The organism is Thioalkalivibrio paradoxus ARh 1 (genome assembly GCF_000227685.2).
GTDB lineage: Bacteria > Pseudomonadota > Gammaproteobacteria > Ectothiorhodospirales > Ectothiorhodospiraceae > Thioalkalivibrio > Thioalkalivibrio paradoxus.
Genome location: NZ_CP007029.1, coordinates 1,108,312 through 1,127,806, shown reverse-complemented (window position 1 = coordinate 1,127,806; position 19,495 = coordinate 1,108,312). Strand labels below are relative to the sequence as shown.

The window sequence follows — 19,495 nt, the reverse complement described above, 5'->3', positions numbered from 1 at the left end:
CCATTGTAGTTGTCCGGATGGCGTCCTGACAAAGCGTTTCTCGTCTCGACCCTCAGCAAGGAGTGCGCTCTCATGGTCGGGATTGGCGCGGAATCCGGTCGAGACACGATTCCAGTGGCTGCAGCACGCGTTGCGCGACTTCGATCCTCTCGGTGGCTGGCCGGTCCGCCGGGCGGCGGCCATCTTCGCCAATCAACCCGACAACCCTTGATGCCCGTGCTGACCGATCCGAGCAGAGTTCAACGCTGCGGGTCATCTCCCGTCGACGCCGGTCCAATACGTGTCGTCGGTGCCCCGGATGCATGCACCCGCACCGCCTTGCGTCGCGCTGCAGCCAGGCGTTCGGCCCGCAATGCGCGCAACTCACGCACACCCTTCGTTCGCTGCATGCGCAACACGATCAGTTTGCCGGCAAGGTCTTCGCGCTGCTCGTCGTCCGTCACGGTGCGTTGCAGATCCAGGAGCACCCGTTCCCGAACCCGGAGTTCCTTCAGCACCCCGCGGATCACCCGGATTCGGTCCCGGTGCATCCGCTGCCGCGCCAGTACCCGTTCCACCAGATCAAACCAGAAGCTGCGGATATCCATCACCTGCGATCCGAACAATGGTCTCCCGCCCGGAGTGTGACGGCCGCTCGTGACGGCTTGATGAATCTTGCATGACAGGCGTCGCCCGATCGCCGGAGCGTGCCGGGGTTGTCCGGAAACGCGCCGGACCCGCGAGTCAGCCGCGCAGTTGCGGCAGCGCCAGGAACAGCGCGGAAAGCGTCTTGGCATCGGTGATGCGCCCGTCCCGGGCCGCCTGTTCGGCGGCGTCCGGAGTCAGGCTGAGAATCTCCAGAAACTCGCCGTCGTCGGGCTCGGCGCCGACCTCGATCAGGTCGCGCGCCAGATACACGTCGATCCGCTCGTCGGAGTAGCCGACGCAGGTGTGCATCGACCCGAGCGGTTGCCAGACCCCCGCGCGATACCCGGTCTCCTCCAGCAGCTCGCGACGGGCGCAGGCCTCCGGCTGTTCCCCCGGATCGATGCGGCCGGCGGGCAGTTCGAGAACCGCGCGTCTCAGTGCATAGCGGTACTGGCGAACGAACAGCAGGCGGGTGTCGGGGAGTTGGGCGACGATCAGCACTGCGCCTGGGTGGCGAATGTACTCGCGCACCCCCTCGCTGCCGTCGGGCAGGCGCACGCGGTCGCGATACAGCGCGACGGCCTTGCCCTCGAACAGCAGTTCGGAGCCGATCGTCGCTTCGTGCAATGGGTCGTGGTTGGGGTCGAACATGCCGTTTCCCTCGCTGGCGGCGGACGGCGCTCCACGCCGCTGCATCGATCGATCCGATCCGGAAATTCCGCGCTGTTTCAGCCGCTTCGTCGTCTCAAATGCACGGGAGGATGACGCGCACGAATCCCGTTCCGTTCCCGGAAACGACCAGGCCCGTCGAGCCCCTCACTGCGGCCCGCGCTCGTAGCCGCAGTTCCAGCATTGGGTGAACTGAGCCTCGATTTTCTCCTTGCAGCGCGGGCAGCTCCAGTCGCATGCATCCGGATCGGCCTCGGTTTCCAGGTATTCCAGAATCACCTTGCGCGCCTGCTCGGCCTGATTCTCGTGCACGACCACGACCCGGGCCCAGCACTCGTTCGGGGGGATCTCGCCCGCCGCTCCGTAGAGCCCCGCCTGCAATACATGGGCCTGGATGCCGGCATTCTGCAGCACGCCTTCGATGAAACCGGCCATGATCGGGTCCGCAGCCGTGTAGACGGTCTTCATGACGGCACCCGGCTCCGGCCGGCGCAATCGCCTGCTGGCAACACGCGCCGGCCACGGCTCTCGCGACGAATACGGGGTTGGTTCACCTTTCGCTCCTCAACGGGCATGGCCCGCACTTTGCAAACACTCAAGCGCCTTTCGAATCGCATAACCCGGTGCCGCCTCGACCGCCTCCGATGTGTCCGGCCGCTGGCTGCGGCGTCGTGGACTGTGGCAGGGGATCCGCCGAACACCAGCACGGGAATCGGCCCGTTCGTCTCCGGTCCCGATCGCGGCCCGCTGGCGTTGGGGCGCAAAGGCGCAGATGGCAAATGCTGCAGAATGAAGCTGGGCAACGATGGCTCCGGCGAAAGGACGCATGCCCGTGAGTATAGGCTCGGCGTTCAGCGAACCCCATTTCGCGCGGGCTCCCCGCGGGCTCTGCGGCGCTGCTTCAGCGTCCAGACGACTCGAAGCCCGAGCAGAAGCCCCAGAACCAGCGCGTACAGCATCGCGTCCCGGTAATCGGCCCGGGTCAGCCAGACGACGTGCACGACCGCAAGTACCCCGGCCAGGTACACCGCCCGGTGCAGGCGCACCCAGTGGCGGCCCAGCAGCGCCACCGCGCGCCGGGTCGAGGTCAGCGCAAGCAGCAGCAGAATCAGCCAGGCACCGAAGCCCGCCATCGCATACGGGCGCGTGGTCAGGTCGTCCAGGATCAGCACCAGGTCGAAGAACAGGTCGACCCCGAACCAGACCACGAAGTGCGTGCTGGCGTACGCGAAGGCCAGCAGCCCCAGCATACGCCGCAGCCGGCCGATCGCAGCCCACCCGGTCAGCCGCCGCAACGGCGTCACCGACAGCGCCACCAGCAGCGCGATCATCGCCACGGTGCCCGTATCCGCGAGGAGCCGTTCGATCGGATTGACGCCCAGACCGCCAAAAGCCCCGGCGACCCGGGCGGCCAGCCAGGCAGCGGGCAGCACCCCGACCGACAGCACCAGCCACCATGCCAACGGTGGCAGCGCGGCAGATCGCCGCCCGGACCGCGCCCGGCCGTGCATCAGAAGTACCGTTTCAGGTCCATCCCTTCGTAGAGATGGGCAACCTCGTCGCCATAGCCGTTGAACATCTCCGTCCGGCGCCGGCGCAATTCACCGATCCGGCGCTCGGTGCGCTGCGACCAGCGCGGGTGCGGGACGTCGGGATTCACGTTGCTGTAGAACCCGTACTCGTTCGGCTGCGCCCGATTCCAGGCGGTCGGCGGCTCGTCCTCGGTGAAGTGGATGCGAACGATCGACTTGATGCTCTTGAAGCCGTATTTCCACGGCACCACCAGCCGCAGCGGCGCGCCGTTCTGGTTCGGCAGTTCCTCGCCATACAGGCCCACCGCGAGCAGGGTCAGCGGATGCATGGCCTCGTCCAGCCGCAACCCCTCGGTATACGGCCACTCCAATACCGGGCGCCGCTGCCCGGGCAGGTTGTCGGGATCCAACACGGTTTCGAACGCAACGTAGCGCGCCGAGCCATCGGGCTCGGCCTTCTTCAGCACCCGGTTGAGTTCGAAACCGACCCAGGGGATCACCATCGACCAGCCTTCGACGCAGCGCAAGCGATAGATCCGCTCCTCGAGCGCCCAGGGGCGCAAGAAGTCCTCGAGCGCATACTGCCCGGGGTTGGCACAGGCGCCGTCGACCGCGACCGTCCAGGGCTCGGTCTTGAGACGATGCGCATTGCGCGCCGGGTCCGACTTGCCCGTGCCCAGTTCGAAGAAGTTGTTGTAGGTCGTGATGTCCTCGTACGGCGTCAGGTTCTCGTCGGTCGAGAACGCTCCGGAGGTGTACTCGAGCGCCGGATTCCCCTGGCCTGCCGCGGGCAGCAGCAGCCCTGCGCCAAGGGCCAGTCCGCCCCGGAGGAAATCGCGTCTGCGACGATAGACCTCGCGGGGCGTGATCTCGCTGGGTTGCGGCTCGGATCGACGACGGGTGCGGATCAGCATGGGCGGGTTCCTCGCGTGCACGACCGATGGTAAGCGGTACAGAACCAGAGAGACGGCCCCTGCTGGTTTGGACCAGTGTTCCGGCATAGCTGTGACCGGCATAGCTGTGACATGGGCCCGGATACCGGAGTTCGCCCGCGCAGGCCGCATGCCCACACAGGCCAAATGGACAATAAACCAGGTTGATCCGGGATAAGTTTTTTCTGGTTGATCTTTATCAGTGAATCCTTATAAAGGAGGTGAAGCCAACCTTACGAGAGAATCGAATGATGACCCTGAGCGACGACCTGAGCCTGGACTACGACGACGACACGATGGACATCGGTGCGATGCAGCGCGCCCAGGCGAATCCGCTGGCGGCACGGCGTTCGCTGGAACGCCTGCTCGAACAGCGGGCGCTGCGCAGCCGCCTGCGCGACGACCTCGACGAGGGCGTTGCGCTGGACGACCTGGACTGGTGACCCCCGCGCGGCGCCGGCCCACCCGGCGCCGCATGGCCGATGATGGCGTCCGGCGTCTTCGGCCCACGCCCCGCCGCCGGGCGCTCGTCGGTTGATCGCGGCCCCAGGCACCGATCGCGGTCGTGGGTTCCCGGCGCTGAACAGCGACCCCGGCACCCTGACGCGCGAAGACAGCCGCCGGTCGTGTCCAGCTCCACCGCTGCCTGGCCGCCCTTGTACGCACCCCTTGTAGGCCGGTACGCTCGAATTCCGCTCGCGATCATCGGCCAGCGGTGAGCGAACGCTCCTCGTCATAGCCGGTCAGCTCGACGAAGCCGCGTCCGATCTTGCGGCCGTCCGGTGTGCGAACATCGACCGCGCCTTCCCAGTACCGTATGAACGACTGCATCTCCTGGTCGTCCAGCACCGCTTCCACGACCAGCTCCACATCTTCCGCCAGCTCCACATCTTCCGCCGGAATCGCCAGCCGCCAGGCGACCGGGTAGCGGTTCCCGGTCGCGACGCGGGCGAACCGGGTGGGCGTCAGCCGCACCGCGTCGGGACGCAGCAGGCGGTCCTCGCCGTCCGCGGGCATCCAGCGGCCCTTGGACAGGGGATCCGGCGTGCCGTCGTGCTGGCGCAACTGGTAGTACATGATGTCGGTGCCGTCGTCGAGCTGCAGCGCGAACCAGTCCCAGCCGACCTGGTTTTCGTCCAGCGCACTGGTGCTCCACTCGCGGTCGAGCCAGGCCTGCCCGGTCACTTCCCGCGGCCCGCGCTCGTCCTCGACGACGCCCTGCACCGCAATGCGCGGCACCGAGTAATAGTACGAGGCGTTGCCCTGCTCGCGGCCCTTCTGGCTCAATCCGGCGTCCCCCTGCAGCACCGGGTCGCGCAGCGGGGTCAGCTCCAGTGCCAGAAGGTACGGGCCGGAGTCGAAATCGATCTGCCACCGCTCCGCATCCAGCCCCGAGAGGCGCCAGTCCTCCAGCCAGACCGAGCCCGCAGGGTCGGTGGCACCAGCCAGCCCCACCGCCTCGCGGGCAAAGCGCTCGTCCGACACGTGCCGACCCCGCCGGACGTCGGTCACCGCCGTATGCCCCATCCAGACATGGCGCGCCGCCCACTGCGACTGCAGCGCGGCCGGATCCCCCGAGAAGGCGGGCGCCAGCGCGACCCGGAAAAAGGTGATGTGGAAGCCGTACCGTCCACCCTCGGCATCGTCGAGGTTGCCGGTGAGGTACCACCATTCGTTGCGAAACCCCTCGTGCGGACCGTGATCGCGCGGGAAGGCGAACTCGCGCGGCGTATCGGCACGGTTATAGCCACCGGTATCGGTCCCGCCGAGGGCCTCGCTGACCCGGGTGACGGTGGCCTCTCCGTCCGCGTCCGGGGGCGGCGCGGAACCGCAGGCGGCCAGCAACACCGCGCCCAGAATCACGGCCAGCGTCACGGCCAGTGTCCGAACGATCCCGGCCACACTTCGCCGCGGGCGCCCCACCGGAGCGGGACGACCGACCGTGGGCATAATCCCGTTCGCGCTCATGCCTGCACCCGCAACGCCGGCACCAGCGGCATACGGGCGAGCCGCCAGGCCGGGTAGATCGACGCCAACAACGCCGCGCCGATACCGAGCGCGACGTTCTCGACCAGGGGCATCCCCGGCAGCAGCACGTCCATGCGCCAGCCGAAGGCCTCGCGGTTGATCACCTCGATCAGGACCCAGCCCATACTGAGCCCCAGCGGAATCGCTGCAAGCGCCGCGTACAGGCCCAGCAGCCCGCCCTGCAGGAACACCAGCTGCCCCACGCCGGCCGGAAGCAGGCCGGTGCTGCGCAGCACCGCATACTCGCGGGCCCGCTCCATCTGCAGCGCGACCAGCGCGCTGAGGATCGCGACGAACGCGACGAACAGCGTGATCAGCCGCAGCAGGTGGGTGATCGCGAACGTTCGGTCGAAGATCGCCAAGGATTCGGCCTCGATCGTCTCGGGGAGGGTCACCAGCGCCGGCCGGTCCTGCTCCCGCGCCCAGGCGTCCAGCCTGGCCTCCAGAGCCTCAACGGTCACACCCTCGGCGGCACGCAGCCCCATCGAGGCAAACTCGCGGGCAGACCCGGGGTCGTAGCGTTCGGCGCGCATCAATACGGTCCCGCTGGGGTTGCTGTAGTCGCGGTAGATCCCGGCCACGTCGAAGCTGCGCCGGCCCTGCGGGGTTGCGATCTCGATCCGGTCGCCGAGATCCAGCGCGTGGTGTGCAGCGAAACCCTCGGTGATCAGCACCGCGTCGCTCTCGCGCAGGCGCGCGTCCAGGTCCGGGGCAGCGCCTGAGACCAGCGGCAGGTGGTCAAGCCAGTCGGCATGCGGGGACAGCAGGAACAGGTCGATCACGCCAAGCCCGGAAGGCGTCTCCAGCGTGGTCGCGGTACTGACCGACGCGACCTCCGGCCACTGACGCACAGTGTCCGCCCAGTCGCCGGGCAGCCGGGAGGAGCTGCGCGCCGCAGCCGGCCCGGCCGAGACCAAGTAGACATCGGAGGTCAGCGTCTGTCCTAGCCAGTCGGCGACGCTGACGCGGAAACTCCCGACCAGCACGCTGACGCCGATCGCCGCCGCCAATGCCAGCGTCAGCGCGACCACCGCCGGGCCGCTGCGCGACAGGCTGCGCTCGAGGCTGCGCCCGGCGAGCCGCGGCAGCGGGCTGTCGAAGCGGTCCGCGACCGGGCCGCCGAGCCAGCGCAGCGCCAACGCGAGCAGCCGCGGCAGCAATAGCAGGAAACCGGTGATCATCAGGAACAGCGCGACGAAACCGCCGACGAGCCCCCCGAGACCCAGCGCCGCAATCCACGCGCCGGCCAGCAGTCCCAGCAATCCGGTCGCGAACAGGTAGCCGGTCAGGTTGCGGGCGCGGCGTTCCACCGCCGCCCGCCCGGACGCGCCCATCCCGCGGCTGCCGGCCGCCTCCAGCGCCGGCGCCAATGCCGCCAGCACCGTAAGTCCCAGCCCCAGTGCCAGCACAGCCGCCAGCGCCAGCGGGCGCGGCTCGACGGCGGTCACCGCGACTGTGAAAAAGTGATCCGACACCGTGCGCGCCACCTGCCCCACCAGCCCCTGTGCGAGCCAGATCCCGAACAGGGTCCCGAGCACGGTGCCGATCAGCCCAACCAGGAAGGCCTCGAACAGCACCACGCCCACCACCTGCCCACGCCCGACGCCGACCAGGTGCAGCGAACCCAGCACCTGGAGCCGGCGCAGCACGGAAAAGGTCTGCGTGTTGTAGACGAGGAACACCGCGATCAATAGCGCGAGCAGGCTCATCGCGGTCAGGTTGATTCGAAACGCCTGCGCCAGCTCGCGGGCGGCGGCGTCGCGCGCGCCCACGGCGATCAACTCCAGCCCCGGCGGCAGTTGCGCCTTGAGGTCTTCTGCGCGACCGCCGCGGTCGAGACGCACGTCGATCCGGTCGAGCCGCCCGGCCCGGTCCAGCAGCATCTGAGCGGTCGCGATGTCGGCAACCCAGATCTGGCCCTGTGCCGCGCCCGCGGGGGCGGGCAGCGCCGTCAGCCTGTGCAGGCCCGCCGCGCCGCGCGCGCGCAGCGTCGATTCGCCGTCGATGCCCTGGCGCTGCAGCCATTCGGGCGGCACCAGCACTGTGCCCGGCTCGGTCATCAGACGCTGCACCGGGATCGAACCGAAGCCGGAGGCGGCCTCGCGAAACGGATCCTCGGCCAGCGGGTCGACGCCGAGCAGGTACACCGTCTCGCCGGACTCGAGCCGTAGCGCCCCCTCGACGACCGGGGCGAGGTCACGCCATCCGGCAAGACGCAGATCCCGGTAATGCCGTTCGTCGAACCCTTCGGCTGGCCCCAGGATCTGGTGCGTCGCAGCCCCGGCGACCTCGAGCATCGAGCGGTCGAAGGCGCGCTGCGCGGACTGGTTGGCCAGGTCGACCGCAAGCACCACCGCCACCGCAATCACCACACCGAGGATGGTCAGCATCCGCTGCAGCGGATGCCGGCGCCAGTCGCGCAGCCAGGCTTTCAGCAGCAGCGCGTTGCCGTTCACGCGGATTCCCGGCGTCGGGTGACGGACGGGCAGCCAGTCATCGTTCAGTACCGACCGCAGCCCGGAACGGGTGGTCCAGCAGATGCCCGTCGACCATCCGGACCCTGCGGTCCAACCGCGCGGCAAGGGCGTCGCTGTGGGTCACCATCAGCAGCGCGCTTCCGGAGGCCTCCACCCGCGCGAGCAGCAGGCGGAACACCGCCTCGCCGGTGTTCGAGTCCAGGTTTCCCGTGGGCTCGTCCGCCAGGATCAGGCGCGGGCGGTGCACCAGCGCCCGGGCAATCGCGACCCGCTGCTGCTCGCCGCCGGAGAGCTGCTCGGGATAACGGTCCGTCTTGTCGGTGAGTGCCACGTTCGCGAGTTCCGATTCCGCCCGCGCACGCGCCTCGCGCCCGCGCGCCAGCCCCGACAGCTCCAGCGGCAACGCGACGTTCTCGGCCGCGGTCAGGGTGGGAATCAGGTGAAACGCCTGGAACACGATCCCCAGCTCGCGGCGCCGGCGCAGCGTGCGCTCGCGCTCGTCGAGGCTGCCCAGGTCGATGCCGTTCAGCCGCACTGCCCCCGAGGTCGGCCGTTCCAGACCCGCGGCAAGATGCAGCAGGGTCGACTTGCCGCTGCCGCTTTCGCCGACGATCGCGACCCGTTCGCCGCGCGCGAGCCGCAGATCGAGCGCATCCAGCACCGGCACGCTGCCGCCGCCCCCGGAATAGGAGAACCCCAGAGACCGGCATTCGAGGACTGAATCGGGTTCGTTCGCCATGTTCCCCCCGTGCATCTGCCTGAACCGACCACGACGCAGCCGGGTTGGTTCGGACCATGCCGGAGAACGATACGGCAAACCACCCGCCTTCGGCCCGATCCGGTTCCACGAAGGCGGGTCCTCCGGTACAATTCCGCCGTCTTCCCCAGCATGGGTATCTGCCTTGAAACGCAACCGACGCAGTCGATCTAGCCACGCCTTGCGTTAGCAGACCCAGCCCCTCCCGGTTCGGTCGCCTTCCGCAGGGCTTACGGAACCAACGGCCGGGCCAAAACTGAAGTTCGTCATCCCTTTCTTGCTCTGCGGCAGGCGCCCCAGGCGCTGCCGCAGAGCAAGGGAGGGAACACCGAACCGCGCCCGCGCCCACACCGAACCCGCGCTGCCCGCAGCGCACCCACATCCGGTCCAGCGCTGGGCCGACCCGGAGGAGCGGTATGGAGCACAATCTTGAACAGTTCGTCGTCGAGATACGGGAACTGCTCCGCCTGGACGATCGCGACGGCCTGCGCGAGACGCTGGACTTCATGCGCGTGCAGGACATCGCCTGGGTATTGATGGAGCTCGGCGGCGACGACCTCGCGGTCGTGTTCAACCGCTTGCCACCCGGGCGCAAGGCGGACGTGTTCGGCTACCTGGACCCCGAATACCAGACCCGCCTGCTCGGCCAGACCCCGCGCGCCGACGCCCGCTTCCTGCTGTCGGAGATGGATACCGACGACCTGACCGCACTGCTGCAAGGTCTGGACAACGAACAACTGCGCGACTACCTGCGACTGCTGCCCTTTCGCGCAATCCGCCGCGCGCTGAAGCAGCTGGACTACCCCGAAAACTCGGTCGGCCGCGTGATGTCCTCGGATGTGGTGGCCGTGGAACCGGAATGGAGCATGAAGCGCGCGCTGGCCTTCATCCGCCGCAATGCCGACGAGCATTCCAACAACGTGATCTTCGTCGTCGACGACGACCGCCGGCTTCTCGCGGCGGTGCCGATCCGGCATTTTCTGCGCGGGCGCCCGGACGACCCCGTCGCAACCGTGCTGCCGCCGAATCCGCCGGTGACGGTGTCGGTACTCGACGACCCGATCGAGGCGGCCCGCCGGATCCAGCACTACGACCTCGAAACCCTGCCGGTGGTCGGCGACGACGGCGTGCTCCTCGGCGTGGTGACGGTCGACGACGTGGTGGACTTGCTGGAAGCCGAGTCCACCGAGGATTTCCACAAGATGGGCTCGGTGGGCAGCCTGAGCCTGAGCGTGCAGAATGCCAGTGCGGGCCTGCTGATTCGAAAACGCGTGGGTTGGCTGCTCGTGCTGGTGGCCTTCAACACGATCGGCGGCTATGTGATCTCGCGCTACGAGGAGGCGATCGAGGCGCTGGTGGTGCTGGTATTCTTCCTGCCGCTGATCATCGACTCCGGCGGCAACGCGGGCGCGCAGAGTTCCACCTTGATGGTGCGCGCGATCGCGACCGGAGACGTCACCGCACGGGACTGGCTGAAGCTCTGGGGCAAGGAGATCGGCGTATCGGTATCGCTCGGTGTCACGATGGGGATCGCCGTGGCGGCGCTCGGGTTCTGGCGCGGAGGCTTCGAACTGGCGCTGCTGGTCGCGATCGCGATGATGCTGATCGTGGCTGCCGCCAGCATCATCGGGATGCTTCTCCCGATCATTCTGAGCCGGCTGAAAATGGATCCCGCAACGGCCAGCGTGCCGCTGGTGACGGCTCTCGCGGATATCTCCGGCATCATGATCTACTTCGCGCTGGCCGTTGCGATCTTCAACATCACCATCGCCGGGACCTGATCGGGTGCCACCATGAATGCCATTATCGAAGAAGGCCCGACGCTCGCCGATCACCTGCGCACCGCGCTGGAACATGGGGAGATCGACCAGCTCTCCGAGTTGATCGACGCGCATCCCGCTCAGGATATCGCGCAAGCGCTCGGCGAGCTGCCGCGCCAGCACTGGCACGCGCTGTTCGAGCGCCTGAACCACGAGCGCACCGCCGAGATCTATGCGCACCTCCCCACCGAACACCAGACCGTTCTTCTCGAGCAGCTCGACCCCGCCGAGGCGACGCGGCTGATCGGCGAGCTGTCCTACGACGACGCGGCCGCGGTACTCGAAGAACTCGAAGACGACCACGTCGAAGCCATCCTCGAGGCCCTGCCGGATGACGACCAGCAGGTCCTGACGTCGCTGCTCGCCTACCCGGAAGAGAGCGCCGGGCGGATCATGACGCCCGAGTTCGCGACCGTACGCCCCGAGTGGACCGTCGCCGAGGCGCTCGATCATCTGCGCGAACACAGCGAGATCGCGGAAACGGTGAACACCATCTTCGCGGTCTCGCCCGAGGGTCAGCTGCTCGGCTGGGTACGGCTGAAGGAGTTGCTGCTCAGCCGGCCAAGCCTGACCGTGGGCTCGCGCATCCACACCGACATCGTGAGCGTCGAGGCGCACGAGGACCAGGAAGAGGCGGCGCGGCGCATCAGCCACTACGACCTGGACGTGCTCCCGGTCGTCGACGAACGCGGCGTGATCCTCGGCATCATCACCGTCGACGACGTACTCGACGTGATCCGGGAGGAAACGACCGAGGATTTCCACCGCATGGCGGCGGTCGGGGACCTGACCCTCTCGCTCCGCGATGCGAGCATGCGTCTACTGTATCGGAAACGGGTCGGCTGGCTGCTGATCCTGGTACTCGTCAACATCCTGTCCGGAACCGCAATCGCATTCTTCGAGGCATCGATCGAGGCGGTGGTGGCATTGGTCTTCTTTCTGCCGATGGTCATCGCCACCGGCGGCAACGCCGGCGCCCAGGCGTCGACGCTGATCGTGCGCGCGCTGGCAACGGGCGATGTCCAGACCCGGGACTGGCTCCGGCTCGGCGCGAAAGAGGTGTCGGTCGCCACCGGACTTGGCCTCGCGATGGCGGCCTCGATATGGCTCGGGGGCAACTGGCTCGGCAACCTCGAGGTCGCGAACGCGGTCGCGATCGCGATGTTCCTGGTCGTGGTATTCGGCTCCCTGTTCGGCATGACGCTGCCCTTCGTGCTCACGCGTCTAAGACTCGATCCAGCCACGGCGAGCGCACCCCTGATCACTTCCGTCGTGGACGTGCTCGGTATCATCATCTATTTCGGCGTCGCCACCGCAATCCTGCAGCTCAACTGACGGCCAGCTCTTTCCCCCGATCGGGGGGAAGACCAGACCGGGGCGCGAAGCCTCACGCAACGCATCCAACCACCCCGGCGCCACTTCGCGACCCTACCCCTGCAAGGCCTCGACCTCCGGCTCGTTGCGGCAGTAGACATACGCGACGCCGCTCAGGCGGCGGTTGAGCTGCTGGAAGTCGTCGAGGATCTCCCAGGCGGGATACGGCAGACCGCTGTGGTTGCGCTTGGCCTGGATCAGCCAGCGGCTGTTCTCGTGCTTGCGCTCGAGGATCTTGCGCCCGAATTCGGGGCGTTCGCGCATCAGCATCCGCGCCACGGTGTTCATCTGCTGCGACAGCCGGGCCGCGGCCTCGACCAGCAGCGGACGCGCAGAAGCGACCTTGTCGGGGTAATCGCGCAGCAGGCGCTCGGCCTCGCCGTAGAGGTCCGGCCCCAACGTGCGCACGATGATCGGCAGTTCGCGCATGAAGTCGTCCAGCGTCTCCTTCAGGATCTCGTCCTCGTCATCGAGCGCGTCGTCGGGAATCCAGTCGAGGAATTCGACCAGCTCGTCGCAGGCATCGAGGATGTGCCGCCGCCTGCGCTCCATCTCGGCCTTCAACTCGGCTGGAAGCGCACCGTCGGACAGCGCGAGCATCGTCTTTTCGCGCATCAGATGCAGGTGGTCGAATACCTGCAGCGTTTCGCGCAGCACGGCGTTGAGCGCCAGCGTTGGATTCTGCAACAGAAGCGGATCGAGACTCGTCGCCCCGGAAGGCTCGGCGGCCGCCGGTTCGGGTACCAGGATGCGCATCCAGCGTCCGAGCACGGCAGCAAACAGGATCGCGCCGCAGGCGACGAGATTGAACAAGGTATGGCCCCAGGCCGCCTGCTGCGGGAGCGTGCCGGGCAGCATCTCCAGCGATGCCAGCGGGAGACTCAGCAGCAGCGCCGCCAGAGCGATCACGAGAGGCCCCTTGACCAGCAGGTTGGCCAAACCGAGCCGCCGTCCCTGCGGGTCGCCCCAGCCGGCGAGCAACACGGTCAGCACCAGCCCGATGTTTGCGCCCAGCACCCACAGGAGCAGCATCGTCAGGTTCACCTGGCCGCTCGCGACCAAGGCGAGAGCAAGCGCGATCGACGCCGTCGCGCTCTGCATCAGCAGCGTCAGCAGCGCGGCGCCGATCAGAAACAACACCGGGAGCTGCCCCAGCGCGGCGAACAGGTTGATCACCGCGGGATCGTTGCCGAGCGCGCGCGCGGCGTCTCCGAGCAGGCCCATCCCCAGCAGCATGAAACCGAACGCCAGCAATGCCTGACCGATGCCGCGCGGCCGCGGCGCCTCGACGTACAGGAACAGCGCCGCACCGGCCGCGATGAACGCGCCGGCGAACGCCTGGAGATCGAAGGACAGCACCTGGATCAACGCCGTCGTGCCCAGTTGCGCCCCGAGCAATACCGCCAGCACGTTCTCCCAGGCGACGTTCCCGCGCCGGGTCATCTGCACCGACAACAGTGCCGCGGCCGTCGACGAGGGCATCACCACGCCGCCCGCGACGCCGCCGATCCACGCGCGCGGGCGGGTGCGGGTGAAATCCTGCAGCCAGTCGATCAGGTCGCCGCCCATCACCCGCGCGAAGCCCTTGCGCAGGAAGCGCAGCCCGAACAGGATCAGCAGGACACCTGCCACCAGATTGATCGTTTCCATCACGGGCCTCCGGGGCGGTTCGCGCCACGCGCGTTTCCTTTCTCCCACCGCTGGGGAGGCTGGACCAAAAACGGGCCGCGTTCCGGCTCTGAGGCCCGGAAGACGGCCCGCAGCTGAATGCCTTGGCTGGGCGCGTCAGAAGCTCACTGTGTAACCAGCCACGAAGAGATTCTGGGCATCGCTTTCATTGCGCGAGGCATAGGTAAGCGAGATCTCGCCCACTCCCAGGCTGCGCCCGACACCCAGGCTCCAGAAGGTGGCGTTGTCGTCGTTACGCGGCCTATCGTAACCGAGCGCCACGTCGAAGAAGGTGTCGGTCATGAATTCATCACTGGCGCCCACCAGGTACACGGTGTCGCCTTCCGTGTCCCGGTCGTGGGCACGGACGATATGGCTGGTCTCAGCGTAGAAGGGCCCGTATTCCACCCCGGCGAAGATCTCGCCTTCGTAGCGGTCGTCTCCCTCCGTGTAGTAGAAATATTCGTAGCCCAGCTCGAAGCCCAGTTCGCCCAGACCGAAGCCGTAGCCAATGAAGGGAACCACTTCCTGCCCCTCGCCCGATCCCAGGGTGGACATCGCCACCCCCGCGAACAGGCCGGATTCGTGGCTGTACTCCAGTCCGCCCTGGACGACGGCGTTGTTGTCCGACTTGGATTCCCCATTGTCGATGTAATCGCTGAACACGCCGACGTGGAACTCCAGATCCGCCTGAACGGCGACGGGAGCGGCCAGGCCCAGCGCCAGGGTCGTCATCGACAGACTCAGGAAGCGGATCGTTTTCTTGCTGTGCGTTTTGGTCGTCATCTCTATGGTCTCTGCAATTTTCGTTCGATATCTCGATTCGGTGCGCACACCTCCGAAGAGTGTGGGCGCACCGTTTGCATCGGGTTTCAGACGGGCATATGCGCCGACAGCAGCCAGGCCGCCATGCCGAAATACACCGCGAGGCCGGTGAAGTCCTTGATGGTGGTGATGAAGGGGTCGGCGCCCGGAGCGTGGTCGACACCGATCTTCACCAACAGCCAGGGCAGCAGGAAGCCCAGCAGGGCAGCGGTGAAGACGGAGAAGAACAACGCCACGCCCACGACGATGCCCAGTTGGGGGATATCGTTGGGAGCTCCCTGCCAGAAGTACGCGATCGTACCCGCGAGAACGGCAATCACCGCGCCCATCGCCAAACCCACCATGGCCTCACGTACCATGTGGGTGCGGAAAAAGCGGCCCAGGTCGATGTGCCCCAGCGCCAGGCCTCGGGCAAAGATGGTGGTGGACTGGGTACCGACATTGCCGCCCATGTCCATCACCAGGGGGATGAAGATGGCCAAGGCCACGATCGCAGCGAGCGTATCCTCGAAGAAATCGATCACGCCGCCCACCATCAGGCCACCCGCGAGGGTCACCATCAGAAACGCCAGGCGCACCTTGACCGGATAACCAATGCCACCGGAGGTGAGCTTTTCGGAACGCACAACGTCTTTGTTGTGGATCAGGTCGCCGATCCCCGCCTTTTTGTACACGTCCTCGGAGGTATCTTCCTCCAGCACGTCCATCGCATCGTCGAAACGGATCACTCCGACCAGGCGGTTGGCCGTATCCACCACCGGTAGCACCGGCAGGTTCGTGCGTTGCAGCATGCGGGCTGCATCCACCTTGTTGTCCGTCGGCGCGATCCGGTTGTTGCGGGATTCGACGATGCTGCCCACGACTGTGCCGGGTTCCGCACGCATCAGTGAGGACAGGCGCACGTAGCCGAGGTAGTGCCCCTCGGCATCAGTGACGAACAGCAGCGATACCACGTCGTCGCTGAGCGCGGTGCTCGCACGCAGCCGCTGCAATGCGTCTGCGACTGACGTGCCGCCATCGACCACTTCGAAATCGGTGCGCATTACTCGCGCCACGCTATCGACGGGGTGGCGCAGGATCGCCAGGACCGCGTCGCGGCGGGCATGCGACAGGTTATCCAGGATCGCGTCGCCGTATTGGCGAGGCAGGATTTCGTAGGTCCGGGCCAAGGTATAGACCGGGAGGTGGTTCGCGAGTTTGCGCGCCTCGTCCAGGCCCATGGTCTCGAGCAGGTTGGCCTGCTCTTCGTCATCCATGTGCAGGAATACGGCCAGGGCTTCCTTGCTCTCGATCAACTGGAAGATTTCCCAGCGGTCGTCCAGATCGAGCTCCGCGAGATTTCTTGCGGTTTCGGCAGGTACCCCGCGTGCGAGCAGGGCGTGTGCGCGGTGCCAATCACCGGCGTGCAGGTGAGTGTAGGTTTCCGGGTTCATTTCGGTTTCCTCGTTATCCAAAGGCAAGGCTGATCGCCCACCTTCATCGCGCACGGGGAGGCTGCACCTCCCATGCATTTCACGAGGAAACGGGTACGGGAGACGTCAGCCGCCCTCCGGGCACCGGAAGGCGGGCACTGGCTTTACGCCCCCCGCGAGGAGGGCGTTGGTCGATGGGGGTTTTTCAGGCCCAGGGTCGTCGGGCATTCGGGTCACCTCCGTGGTCCGCGGCCGGCAGCCGGCGGTCTTGGGATTCGTGTCGTCGGGGTCAAAGATTGCGCCGGTGCGCGAGGATCATCTCCACGCCTTGGCGTTTGAAATCGGGTAGCGACCGCAGAATCGGTCGCGCGGTCGAAGCCGGCAGCCGTTCGCAGATCGTCGCCAGCGCATAGTTGCTCAGACCACGAGCCAGGTGGGCAGCGTCCTCCAATGGCAGCTGCCGCATCACGTCGGCCTGAACACTTCCGGTAAGCTGCATCAGGCGCAGCCGTCCGGTGCCAGCCTCGCCGCTGCGCAATGCCCGACGCACGACCTCGAACGCGGCATCCGGACGTTCGTCGCGCCAAAGGATCGGGGCCGCGGTGACGGCTTCGTGAGCGGAATAGTGGGCCGGGGTTCCGGTCCCTGCATAGAGCTGGTTCATCTCGTTTCTCCTAGCCGGAACGCTGCCGCCGAAAACGGCGCACAATCTCGTGACCACATCGGGGATGCGGAACGGGATGCGAAGAGCGGTGGCAGGGATGAAACGGGCGGCGCTGGCAACACCCGAATGGGCATCAGCCTTTGCGCAGACGCGGGGATTTTCCCGGCCCGGAGGAACCCGGGATCGGAAACGGCAGGATGCGCTCCCCTGCGTGCCGTCGGTGCTGTCGCGGCGCGCCGGGGCAATTCAGGGCGGGCTAGATGGCCCGGACCCCCGGTGCTTCCCGATGCGACAGGCGACACACCCGTTTCAGGCCGCTACCGGCCTTCACATGTGTAGGTCGACTACTGTCACTGTCCATTCAAGAATGGCCTCTGTTGCCTCGAGTATGTCCCCAGCTCGGGCTGAAAACGCGGGCGATTATAGGGGCTGCGCTCCACGAATGAAACCCTTCCCTTGGTCGTTCCCTGCCCGTGGTTCCGGGGGCAGATCCTGCCTCTTGCCGCCACCCCGCACCTCTCCAACACAGCCGGAAACAGACAAGGGCTGGCAGAGTTCATGACCGCCCAGGATAGAACGCCTACGCATACTGGAATACCTCTACTGGAATACCTCGGACCAGGTGAACGTCTCATTGATGGGCTTTATGGGGAAGCCCCTGACGATCCTGTTGGCGACCAGTCATTCCGCTTGGAAGGTCAGCTTCAAAGCCGCTCATTGGCGAAGCGTACTGATCCGGCAACACGCGGAAAGGCTGCACCGTCATCCGATCCGATTATCGATATTTATTAGCGGTCGAGCAGCCGAACGGCTGTAACCGCTCCAGAGGAGGTATTGATGTCGATTTTGCCAAAGCAGGCAGCAGTGATCGTGGCCGCGATCACCGCAGGATTTGCCACCATCACCCAGGCGGAAGAGCCGCCCTGCCCTTTTGACGAAAGCCGTTCCGGCCTCTGCGGGCACTACCATTCGCAGATCAGCCCAGCCGAAGCATTCCTGAACGCAGTGGTGAAACGCGGCAACTGGTCACGCCCCTCGGAAAGGCCTGTGATCCTCGACGTGCGCAGCATTTCCGAGTACAAGGCAGGCCACCCGGAAGGCGCGTACAATGCGCCCTATCCCTTCATATACGACGCTTGCAACGCGGAGAATCCCGCGCGCCACCCAGATGGCGCCTGCGTAAGCCGCGGCGAGCGTATCGCCCAGGACGACGCTGCCTTCGTGGAGTACGTGCAGCGTACCATCCCCGACAAGAACAGACCCGTTTACGTGTTGTGCCGGACCGGCGTGCGCAGCGTCGGTGCCTCCAACCTGCTGACCGACGCAGGCTACACCGAGGTGCGCAACATCTGGGAGGGTTTCGTGGGCATCCATTTGACTGCGCCGAAGATCGTGGACTTCGATGAGGATGGCAACCCGATCCGCGAGAATCTCATCGTGGACCTGAATCACGACGGGCAGATCGACGACCGTGACAAGAATGGCTGGCGCTACCACTACGGCCTGCCCTACGAGACACGCCTGCTCCCTCGGTTGATCTACCAGGACATGGCGCACCTCTACGCGTGGGACTGATCTTCGCCGGGACGTCGTAGTCCCCTCAAGACAGGGCCGCGGGCGCTCGTTCACCCGCGGCCCTCTGGATCACGGCAGCCGCGAACCCGATCCCGTCGGTCTCGGGCTTATCATGGATCGCTGGGGCACGCTGCACCATCCCTCACGCCATCACAGGCGCGCATTGACCGCTGGACAGGCCCTTCGTGCCCTGGCTATAGTTCGCGCACCCTCAGGGGAGTAGTCGCCTCGGCCTCGCGGGCCGGGGGCGCACGTCAACAGACTTGGCCGCCTGGCCGTGGCGTGTGCAGCCGTTTGAAGGCGCCTGAGCGCGTCTTCGCCGAACGGCCTGACGAGACCTGTGGCACCGACATCCGGCTCGCGTTCGCGCGAGCCTGGCCCATGGGCGGGCGGCGATGGCGGTGTCACCGGTTGCGTCGCGCCGCTCGCCCGGAATGACCTCTGTGGAACTCTTCCTGCTTTCGATCCTGGCCGTCGCCGTCGCTGAGATCGGCGATCGTTCGATGTTTCTGGCCGCGCTGTTCGGGATGCGCTGCCGCAGCGCCTGGGCCGTCTTCTGGGGCATGGCCGCCGGCCTGTTCCTGAACCAGCTGCTGTCTGCGGTGGCCGGCATCTGGCTGTTCGCAGTGATCGCCACCGACTGGCATTTCTGGGTGGTCGGGGCCGCCTTCCTGGCAATGGCCGTCTGGGTACTGATCCCGGAGGACGAGGAGGTGGAAAAGGACACCCGCGCCCGCAGCGCCTTTTTCGCGGCCGCAATCGCCTTCTTCCTGTTCGAAATGTTCGACAAGACCCAGCTGGCGGTGATCACGCTGGCCGGCGCTTCCGGGGCCCTGCTGCCGGTGGTGCTGGGGGCTACGGTGGGGATCCTGCTGATCACCACGCCGGCGCTGATTCTCGGCAAGCGCTTCGCCGCCAGCATCCCGGCCGCCCCGATGCGCTACGTGGCCTCCGGACTGTTCTTGCTGATCGGCTTGTGGACCTGGGCCGAGGCCGGCGGCTGGATGCCCGATCTCGGCCTGCCGGATCTCTCGGGGATGCTGTTGGGGGCGGCGGAAAACCACGAGTAGCCTCGCGCACCACTTCTTGCGGCGCCGATCCCGGCCCTGCCCCGCCGCTTGCCTTCGGGCGGCTG

17 protein-coding genes and 1 riboswitch are annotated in these 19,495 nt (G+C 66.8%); of the genes, 5 read left to right on the top strand and 12 right to left on the bottom strand.

What is annotated here, in order from left to right; translation table 11 throughout:
* Positions 1 to 239: 239 nt before the first annotated feature.
* The 5 genes from THITH_RS05170 to msrP all read right to left on the bottom strand — a co-directional run bounded on the left by THITH_RS05170 (position 240) and on the right by msrP (position 3,742).
* Positions 240 to 587 carry a hypothetical protein gene (locus THITH_RS05170; RefSeq protein WP_006748766.1) on the bottom strand — a complete coding sequence of 116 codons (348 nt, stop codon included), beginning with the start codon at positions 585 to 587 and terminating at the stop codon, positions 240 to 242.
* Between the two features lie 136 nt (positions 588 to 723).
* Positions 724 to 1,278, bottom strand: coding sequence for an NUDIX domain-containing protein (locus THITH_RS05165; protein WP_006748767.1), 555 nt, complete (start codon positions 1,276 to 1,278; stop codon positions 724 to 726).
* Between the two features lie 165 nt (positions 1,279 to 1,443).
* The gene (locus tag THITH_RS05160) at positions 1,444 to 1,764 is read right to left on the bottom strand and encodes a putative signal transducing protein (protein WP_006748768.1); all 321 of its coding nucleotides are present in this window, start codon (positions 1,762 to 1,764) and stop codon (positions 1,444 to 1,446) included.
* Positions 1,765 to 2,147: 383 nt separating this feature from the next.
* Positions 2,148 to 2,807 (bottom strand): protein-methionine-sulfoxide reductase heme-binding subunit MsrQ, encoded by a 660-nt coding sequence (locus tag THITH_RS05155; RefSeq protein ID WP_006748769.1) that lies wholly within the window; start codon positions 2,805 to 2,807, stop codon positions 2,148 to 2,150.
* Entirely contained in the window at positions 2,807 to 3,742 is a 936-nt protein-coding gene (gene msrP, locus THITH_RS05150) for a protein-methionine-sulfoxide reductase catalytic subunit MsrP (protein ID WP_006748770.1), read from the bottom strand. Before msrP ends, THITH_RS05155 begins: the two co-directional genes overlap by 1 nt.
* Positions 3,743 to 4,008: 266 nt before the next feature.
* On the opposite strand from msrP, the gene THITH_RS05145 reads away from it, so the two are divergent.
* A complete protein-coding gene (locus THITH_RS05145; RefSeq protein WP_006748771.1) occupies positions 4,009 to 4,203 on the top strand; it encodes a PA3496 family putative envelope integrity protein in 195 nt (64 codons plus the stop codon).
* Between the two features lie 259 nt (positions 4,204 to 4,462).
* Here the strand turns inward: THITH_RS05145 and THITH_RS05140 are convergent, their stop codons facing one another.
* The 3 genes from THITH_RS05140 to THITH_RS05130 all read right to left on the bottom strand — a co-directional run bounded on the left by THITH_RS05140 (position 4,463) and on the right by THITH_RS05130 (position 9,004).
* Positions 4,463 to 5,629: a lipocalin-like domain-containing protein gene (locus THITH_RS05140; RefSeq protein WP_025367296.1), complete on the bottom strand. Its 1,167-nt coding sequence runs from the start codon at positions 5,627 to 5,629 to the stop codon at positions 4,463 to 4,465.
* Positions 5,630 to 5,724: 95 nt separating this feature from the next.
* Positions 5,725 to 8,178 (bottom strand): ABC transporter permease, encoded by a 2,454-nt coding sequence (locus THITH_RS05135; RefSeq protein WP_051418744.1) that lies wholly within the window; start codon positions 8,176 to 8,178, stop codon positions 5,725 to 5,727.
* A gap of 103 nt (positions 8,179 to 8,281) precedes the next feature.
* Positions 8,282 to 9,004: an ABC transporter ATP-binding protein gene (locus THITH_RS05130; RefSeq protein WP_006748774.1), complete on the bottom strand. Its 723-nt coding sequence runs from the start codon at positions 9,002 to 9,004 to the stop codon at positions 8,282 to 8,284.
* A gap of 434 nt (positions 9,005 to 9,438) precedes the next feature.
* On the opposite strand from THITH_RS05130, the gene mgtE (THITH_RS05125) reads away from it, so the two are divergent.
* Together mgtE (THITH_RS05125) and mgtE (THITH_RS05120) are read left to right on the top strand one after the other, a co-directional pair.
* A complete protein-coding gene (gene mgtE, locus THITH_RS05125) occupies positions 9,439 to 10,803 on the top strand; it encodes a magnesium transporter (RefSeq protein WP_006748775.1) in 1,365 nt (454 codons plus the stop codon).
* A gap of 12 nt (positions 10,804 to 10,815) precedes the next feature.
* The gene (mgtE, locus tag THITH_RS05120; protein ID WP_006748776.1) at positions 10,816 to 12,177 is read left to right on the top strand and encodes a magnesium transporter; all 1,362 of its coding nucleotides are present in this window, start codon (positions 10,816 to 10,818) and stop codon (positions 12,175 to 12,177) included.
* A 93-nt stretch (positions 12,178 to 12,270) separates the two neighbouring features.
* Here mgtE (THITH_RS05120) and THITH_RS05115 read toward each other — a convergent pair whose 3' ends face one another.
* From THITH_RS05115 to THITH_RS05100, 4 genes are all read right to left on the bottom strand, one after another.
* Positions 12,271 to 13,866: a Na/Pi cotransporter family protein gene (locus THITH_RS05115; RefSeq protein WP_006748777.1), complete on the bottom strand. Its 1,596-nt coding sequence runs from the start codon at positions 13,864 to 13,866 to the stop codon at positions 12,271 to 12,273.
* Between the two features lie 135 nt (positions 13,867 to 14,001).
* Positions 14,002 to 14,670: a TorF family putative porin gene (locus tag THITH_RS05110; protein WP_006748778.1), complete on the bottom strand. Its 669-nt coding sequence runs from the start codon at positions 14,668 to 14,670 to the stop codon at positions 14,002 to 14,004.
* Positions 14,671 to 14,756: 86 nt separating this feature from the next.
* The gene (gene mgtE / locus THITH_RS05105) at positions 14,757 to 16,142 is read right to left on the bottom strand and encodes a magnesium transporter (RefSeq protein ID WP_006748779.1); all 1,386 of its coding nucleotides are present in this window, start codon (positions 16,140 to 16,142) and stop codon (positions 14,757 to 14,759) included.
* Between the two features lie 268 nt (positions 16,143 to 16,410).
* Positions 16,411 to 16,785, bottom strand: a complete 375-nt coding sequence (locus THITH_RS05100; protein ID WP_006748780.1) for a hypothetical protein — start codon at positions 16,783 to 16,785, stop codon at positions 16,411 to 16,413.
* A gap of 837 nt (positions 16,786 to 17,622) precedes the next feature.
* Between THITH_RS05100 and THITH_RS05095 the strand changes: the two genes are divergently transcribed.
* Together THITH_RS05095 and THITH_RS05090 are read left to right on the top strand one after the other, a co-directional pair.
* Positions 17,623 to 18,360, top strand: coding sequence for a rhodanese-like domain-containing protein (locus THITH_RS05095; RefSeq protein ID WP_006748781.1), 738 nt, complete (start codon positions 17,623 to 17,625; stop codon positions 18,358 to 18,360).
* A gap of 209 nt (positions 18,361 to 18,569) precedes the next feature.
* Positions 18,570 to 18,690, top strand: a riboswitch (yybP-ykoY riboswitch).
* A gap of 113 nt (positions 18,691 to 18,803) precedes the next feature.
* Positions 18,804 to 19,430, top strand: coding sequence for a TMEM165/GDT1 family protein (locus THITH_RS05090; protein WP_025367295.1), 627 nt, complete (start codon positions 18,804 to 18,806; stop codon positions 19,428 to 19,430).
* Positions 19,431 to 19,495 lie beyond the last annotated feature (65 nt).